At 69.0% G+C, this 6,510-nt stretch carries 6 protein-coding genes; 2 read left to right on the plus strand and 4 right to left on the minus strand.

Annotated elements, in window-relative coordinates; genetic code table 11:
• Together ACRDSK_RS30575 and ACRDSK_RS30580 are read right to left on the minus strand one after the other, a co-directional pair.
• The coding region (locus ACRDSK_RS30575) for an IS3 family transposase (protein ID WP_431444865.1) at nucleotides 1–430 on the minus strand (430 nt) is incomplete at its 3' end.
• A complete protein-coding gene (locus ACRDSK_RS30580; RefSeq protein WP_431444866.1) occupies nucleotides 427–1,047 on the minus strand; it encodes a transposase in 621 nt (206 codons plus the stop codon). The genes ACRDSK_RS30580 and ACRDSK_RS30575, both read right to left, overlap by 4 nt.
• Between ACRDSK_RS30580 and ACRDSK_RS30585 the strand changes: the two genes are divergently transcribed.
• Both ACRDSK_RS30585 and ACRDSK_RS30590 read left to right on the plus strand, forming a co-directional pair.
• Nucleotides 1,046–2,608 (plus strand): ABC transporter substrate-binding protein, encoded by a 1,563-nt coding sequence (locus tag ACRDSK_RS30585; protein WP_431444867.1) that lies wholly within the window; start codon nucleotides 1,046–1,048, stop codon nucleotides 2,606–2,608. The genes ACRDSK_RS30580 and ACRDSK_RS30585 overlap by 2 nt on opposite strands.
• 3 nt (nucleotides 2,609–2,611) lie before the next feature.
• Nucleotides 2,612–3,562, plus strand: a complete 951-nt coding sequence (locus ACRDSK_RS30590) for an ABC transporter permease (RefSeq protein WP_431444868.1) — start codon at nucleotides 2,612–2,614, stop codon at nucleotides 3,560–3,562.
• Between the two features lie 302 nt (nucleotides 3,563–3,864).
• Here ACRDSK_RS30590 and istA read toward each other — a convergent pair whose 3' ends face one another.
• Nucleotides 3,865–5,109, minus strand: coding sequence for an IS21 family transposase (gene istA / locus ACRDSK_RS30595; protein WP_431444869.1), 1,245 nt, complete (start codon nucleotides 5,107–5,109; stop codon nucleotides 3,865–3,867).
• Between the two features lie 1,039 nt (nucleotides 5,110–6,148).
• Nucleotides 6,149–6,510 (minus strand): transposase (locus ACRDSK_RS30600; RefSeq protein ID WP_431444870.1); only part of this gene is annotated, 362 nt, incomplete at its 5' end.

Consider the following 6,510-nt stretch of genomic DNA (forward strand, 5'->3'; position numbering starts at 1 on the left):
CGGCCAGCCGCCAGGTCCCGCCGGTGGTGGTCTCGAACTCGGAGAAGTCCAGCTGCCAGACCTGGTTCGGCCCGGTTGGGTCGTTCGCGAACGCTGCCTTCCTGCGTTCGGCCAGCTTGCGCCGCTCCCGCTGATAGGCCGCAGGCAGGATCAGCCCTTCCTCGCGCAGCAGCCGCAGCACGGTGGCCTCAGACACCACGTGCCCGTCGTGGCGGACCATCGCCCAGATCTTGCGGTGACCCCACGCCGGGTGGCCGGTGGCGTGCATGAGCACCCGCTCCCGAGCGGCTTCCCGGGCGGGCTGCGGCCACGGTCCGATGGGCCCTCCGCCGGCACGTGCCTTGGCCTGCCAGCGTCGCCAAGTCCGCTCGGGCATGTCGATCATCTGACAGAACCTCGCGGTCGACATGCCCGCCTCGATGCGGATCACCTCGAGGTCCTCGAAGGGCCCAGCCTGCCCTCCGCGGACTTCTTCCACACTCGCAGCTCGACCGCGGCCTCACCCAATGCCTGGGTCAGGTCGGCGACCTCGGCCTCGAGTTGCTGCTCTCTGGTCGACGGTCCGGACCTGCCGGCCGCGACAGCGGTCTTGCCGGCTTCGAGGAAGTCGGCCTTCCACCGACCGATCGACTGCTCACTGATCTTCTCGCGACGAGCGGCCTCAGCGATCGTCATCTCCCCGGCCAGCACACTCAGCACGATCCGAGTCTTCTTCTCAGCCGGGATCACAGGGGGTCTACCCATTCGTGGATTCTCCTTCAGGACTGACCTAACAGCCCTGCCAGAAATCTTGACGCGCGACACCCTCTGCTGATCTGGTTGCCGGAGCTTGAGGACTACCCGCTGCGGGCGGAGGACTGGGCCGACGTCCTCGATCGCCATGAGGCGCTGCTCAGGGTTCTGCGCTCCGCCGACCTCGACGCCTGCACCCGCGCCCTGAGAGCGCACATCATCTTGCGAACCGGTGATGAACGGGATGAAACACCTTGACCCGCCGAAGGGCTCGAGCAATCGGCCCTCTGTGACCAGAATGGGCTTGATCGACATGCCTGATCAGCACCTCGACCGGAGAGACTTCCTCAGGATCGCGGGCACTGGCGCCGTGGCCGTCGGCGTGGCGGGGATCGTTGGCGCCTGCACCGGACGGGAGTCCCCGCCCGCGCGCGGGGGCGTGAAGGTGGTGCGGTTCGCGATGAGCGGCAAGGCCACCACGGCGGATATCGCCGATCCGGCGTTGAGCAACACGCAGCACGACGGTCGGTTGATGACCGCGGTGTATGAGCAGCTGACCCGCTACGACGAGTCGCTGAAGGCGGTGCCGTGGCTGGCCGAGTCCTGGGAGCACAACGAGAAGGCAACCGAGTGGCGGTTCCGGCTCCGCGGCGGCGTGGTGTTCCACGACGGGCAGAAGCTGACCGCGAAGGACATGGTCCACTCCTTCCGGCGGGTTCTGGACCCGGAGACCGCGTCGCCGGGAGCGGCGTTGTTGGCCGATCTGGATCCGGACGGGATCGACGTGGTGGACGACCGCACGGTGCGGTTCCGGCTGCGGCGGCCCAACGGCGATCTGCCGCTGTCGTTGATCATCAAGCAGAGCTACATCGTGCCGGACGGCGCGACGGCCGCGGACCTGCGCCGGTCAGCGGTGGGCACCGGGGCGCTGCGGCTGAAGGAGTTTACGCCGGGCGAGGATCGATCCGTGTTCGTGAAGAACAAGCGGTACTGGGAGCCGGGGCTGCCGAAGCTGGAGACGTTCGAGCTGGTGTCGATCGCCGAACCGGCGGCCCGGGTGGCGGCGCTGGAGCGGGGTCAGGTCGACATCATCGAGAACGTCCCGGTGACCGAGCTGGATCGGCTGCGCTCCGGAGACACCCGGGTGGTCAAGCAGCCCAAGGGCGACATGCCGCTGATCGCCATGCAGACCGACGTCGCCCCGTTCGAGGACAACCGGGTCCGGCTGGCGCTGAAGCACGCGCTGAACCGCAAGGGCATGCTGCGGCTGGTGGCCGGTGGGCAGGGCAGCGTCCTCAACGACATCCCCATCTCGCCGGATCTGCAGTACGGCCTGCCGGGCCCGGCCCGGGCGCACGACGTGGCGGAGGCCAAGCGGCTGCTCGCCGACGCGGGCCACCCGGACGGCCTCGATGTGGAGCTTGCCGTGTCCGACGTGCAGGCGGGGTTCATGGACTTCGCCACCGCGTACAAGGCGATGGCCGCCGACGCCGGGATCAATGTGAAGCTCAAGGTCAGCCCGGCCGACGCCTACTGGGAGGACGTCTGGTTGAAGGTGCCGATGTTTGTCAGCCAGTGGATCGCCCGGCCGGCGGAGAGCATGTTGGCGCTGCTGTTCCTGTCCGAGTCGGACTCGAATGAGACCCATTGGCGGCGACCGGGGTGGGAGAAGGCGTTCGCGCAGGCCCGGGGGTCGCTGGACCAGACCGAGCGGGCGACGATCTTCCGCCGGTTGCAGCAGGAGGTCGTGGACGAGGGCGGTTACCTGGTGCCGTACATGTGGAGCACGATCAGCGCCACCCGCGCCGATGTCACAGGATGGCGGCCCTCGGGCACGTTCTTCGAGAATTTCGCCGCGATCGAGGTGCGGAGCTGACCGGTGCGCTACGTCCTTCGTATCGTCGCCCAACGCCTCCTGCTGGCGCTGTTCACGATCCTGATCGCCTCGTTCGGCATCTTCTGGATGGTGGAGCTGCTGCCCGGCGATGTGGCCACCCGCATCCTCGGGCAGGCCGCCACCGACGAGACGGCGGCGACGCTACGTGAACGGCTGCACCTGGATGAGCCGGCCATGCAGCGCTACCTGAGGTGGCTGGGCGACTTCGTCCGCGGCGACTGGGGGGTGTCGCTGGTCGCGGATCGGCCGGTCACCGAGTACGTGCTGCCCCGGCTGGGCAACACGCTGCTGCTGGCGGGGTTCGCGATCGCGCTGTACGTCCCGCTCGCGTTGACCCTGGGCGTGATCACGGCGGTGTTCCGGGAGCGCAGGTTCGTGGGTTGGCTGTCTGCCGCGGTGGTGCTCACCACCGCCATCCCCGAGTTCGTGCTGGGCATCCTGCTGCTGGTCACCTTCGCGGTGATGCTGCCGTGGTTCCCGCCGTTGGCGGATATCACCCGCGCCGGCTCGCTGCCGGAGTTGCTGCACGTGATCGCGCTGCCGGCGCTGACCCTCACCCTGGCGATGACCGCGTACGCGGTGCGGATGATGCACAGCAGCCTGGTCACGGTGCTGGAGTCCGAGTACGTGCGCATGGCGAGACTCAAAGGCCTGCCCGCGTGGCGGATCGTGTTTCGGCACGCGGTGCCGAACGCGATGGGGCCGGCGATCCGGGTGACCGTGCTGAACGTCGCGTTCGTGGTCGGCGGCGTCGTGCTGGTCGAGCGGATCTTCAACTTCCCGGGCATCGGTCGGCTGCTCGTCGACTCGATCCAGCTGTTGGACACCCCGGTGATCGAGGCGATCACGCTGATCCTCGCCAGCACGTACATTCTGGCCAACCTCGGCGCGGACCTGCTGGCCGCCCTGTTCAACCCTCGGCTGAGGGACTGAGTGTCCGATGAGCACCCTCACCGTTCCCTCTGTGACACGACCTGCCACGGTGCGTGCGCTCCTGCGGCGGGCGCTGCGGCGGCACCGGATCTCCGTTGTCGCGACGGCGGCCATCCTCGCCCTACACGTCGAGACCTCGCGTTGCAGGCAGGCAACCAGGAACTCCTCATGCGTCCAGGACTCGGCGCGGGCCCGCTCGGCCAGCCGAGTCACCGACTCACGCAGGGTCGGCGCCTTGAGCGCCCGGGTCAGGTAGGCGACCTCGGCGGTCAGGTCTCGTGGCGCTGTCTTCGTGGTCGCCATCAGGCCACCCCACCATCAGCGGTGTCGAGGCCGAGGGCGATGTCGTAGTCGTCTAGGCAGCGGACTTCGACCTCGGGTTCGGGTGCCGGTCGCAGCATGCCGATCCGCTTGCGGCGCAACACTTTCGCCGCCTCCACATGCTCGGGACCGGAGATCGTTTGATGCCCGGCCCAGACCCGCTCGTGGTTGGCGACGAGCTTGCCGTCACAGAGCGCTCCGACCCGAGCAAGGTCGGCGATGACCTCGACTCGGCGGCCGATCACCGCCGGATGAACCGAGTAGTCGTTGGAGTCCAGCCGGATGTAGTGATCCCTTGCCAGCCGGCTCGAGGCCCGCCATCCGGTCGCCGGAGCGACCGGCGGCAGCGCGAGCATCGCCGTCTTATCGGCGGTGATCCGCTCGGTCGGGGCGCACCCCAACGCCCGCCTCGGCCGCGCGTTCACCGTGGCCAGCCACGCATCGAGCTGGGCGTTGAAAGCCGCCGGCGAGGCGAAAGCCCGGCCGGGCAGAAACGAGCGCTCCAGGTAGTCGTGGGCCCGCTCGATCATGCCCTTGGCTTCCGGGTCGGCCGGCCGGCAGATCACGACCTTCGCGCCGAGCGTGCCACGAAACGCCTGACAGTCCTTGGTGAGCTCGCTGCGGCCACCGCGCCACCGGCCGATCGCGCCCTCGCCGTCCCAGACCAACACCCGCGGCACCGCCCCCAACGCGGCGATCAGCTGCCACCAGCCGGCGAACAGATCCTCCGCGTGACGGCTCGGGATCAGCACCGCCGACAACCAGCGCGAGTACCCGCACACCATGGTCAACACCGGCAGCTGCGTGGGTTTGCGGGTCTGCCCGAACCCGACCGACAGCATGATCGGCGGGAACCACAAATCGCACTGGGCGATCTCCCCGGCCACATACGCGGTGCGCGAGGCCGGGTCCGGCGGCAGATACACCGGCCGCAACTCCGCCACCCGAGCCGACAACACGCGGATCGACCGCGTCCAGCCGATCCGCTCCGCGATCACCGTCGCCGGCATCGTCGGAAACGCCTGCAACAGCTCACGAATCCGCGGCTCCACCGAGTCCACAATGGACCCCGCCGGTCGCCGCTCATACCTCGGCAGCGCATCCGAGGCGATCGCCGCCCGAACCGTGTTCCTCGAGACACCCAACATCCGAGCGATCGCCTTGATCGGCAACCCCTCCGACCGATACAACCTTCGAATCTCAGCCCAGTCCTCCACGGATAACACCCTTCGTCCTCCCCGGCTCGACTACGAGCCAGGGTCAGCGGACAGGGGGTCAAAATCCGGATGCCACGCCAGGGTCAGTTTTCACGTGCCGTCGACACGAGTTGCCCCTCCCGCGGAACGAAGCTGGTGCGTTCCGAGGGCTGCCGGTGAGCTGGCTTCGACCGGACAGCCGCTGGTCTCGGTGTGCCGCACGGATCGGGCCACCGCACGGGATAGTCGAACACGTCACCGCCGGCTGTTCGGGACGCTCGCGTGGCGGTATCACGCCGACCTTCGGCTGATAGTGGTGCTGGTCGCCGCCAGCGTCGGCGTGGCTTGTCCGTGGTCGACGTCGCTGTCGCCGTACACCGGCTGCCGGACCGGATCACGCTGGCGTGCTATCCGCGGATCGGGGGGTGACAGCCGCATCCAGCCTGCTGCTGAGGGATGGACAAGCTCTGCTGCGGGCCCGCTCGGCCTGCTGGAGTACGGCGGACTGCTGGTGCTACTCGCCCTTCCGCCGGGCGGGATCGGCTTCGGCGACGCTGGCGCGGGCTGCCCGGCGGGCTGCTGGCGTGGATCGAATGGTCCGCGCTGGTATGTGGCGCGATCATCGCCGCACTCCTCGCGGGCGGCTTCGCCCTGGTATTGCTGGTCATCCCTGAAGGAGTGGGGCCGTGTCAACCCGGGTTGTGACCGGTTCTTCCTCATTCCCGGCTCGGTGCGGACATACGCCGGTGAGGGGTCGGGGTCAAGGCTCGACCGGGAGGTCGACCCGCGCAGCGGGCTGGGCCTTGACGCCGGCTCCGATCGGCGCAGAGTCCTCGCGCCGGGAACGAGGGGCTGTGCAGTTGTGGTGGCCGTGTTCTCCAACGTCCGTTGTGGACGGTGTGGCGGAACCGGAGGGGTCCGGTTGCCGGTCATCCCTTCGCCACCGGCATCGGGTGGCATGGAGTGGTACGGCCGCAGCCAGGTCGGGGTCAATCAGATGCGTCGACCGCGCCATGGGTGGGGGTCAGACCAGCGGCGACCGCGCGACCTGGCTGCGCCGGATGAACGCTCACGCCGCTCGGGCCAGGCAACGGAGGTGTCCGTCGCGCAGCGCGTAGTAGACGAGGGTGAGCAGCTTGCGGGCGGCGGCGACCTTGGCGATGTTCGCGCCGCGGCGTTCGGCGATCCGGGCCCGGGTGCGCCCGATCGCGCCGCCGGACAGGCGTTGCACCGCCTCGACCGCGGCCCAACGGAGCAGATGGTTGCCTTGCTTGGTGATCCGGCCGCGGTGCACCTTGGTGTCAGACTCGCGGTGGCGTGGGGTCATGCCGGCCCAGGAGCACAGCTGCTGCGGCCGGGGGAAGCGGTGAACGTCGCCGATCTCGGCGACGAACACCGCACCCAGCACGGGCCCCACGCCGGGGATGGCCT

The organism is Actinophytocola sp., assembly GCF_050699915.1.
Lineage (GTDB): Bacteria > Actinomycetota > Actinomycetes > Mycobacteriales > Pseudonocardiaceae > Actinophytocola.

Coding starts and splice junctions, on each gene's coding strand:
- ACRDSK_RS30585 (WP_431444867.1), top strand. CDS start 1,046: ATGCCTGATCAGCACCTCGACCGGAGAGACTTCCTCAGGATCGCGGGC.
- ACRDSK_RS30580 (WP_431444866.1), bottom strand. CDS start 1,047: ATGTCGATCAAGCCCATTCTGGTCACAGAGGGCCGATTGCTCGAGCCC.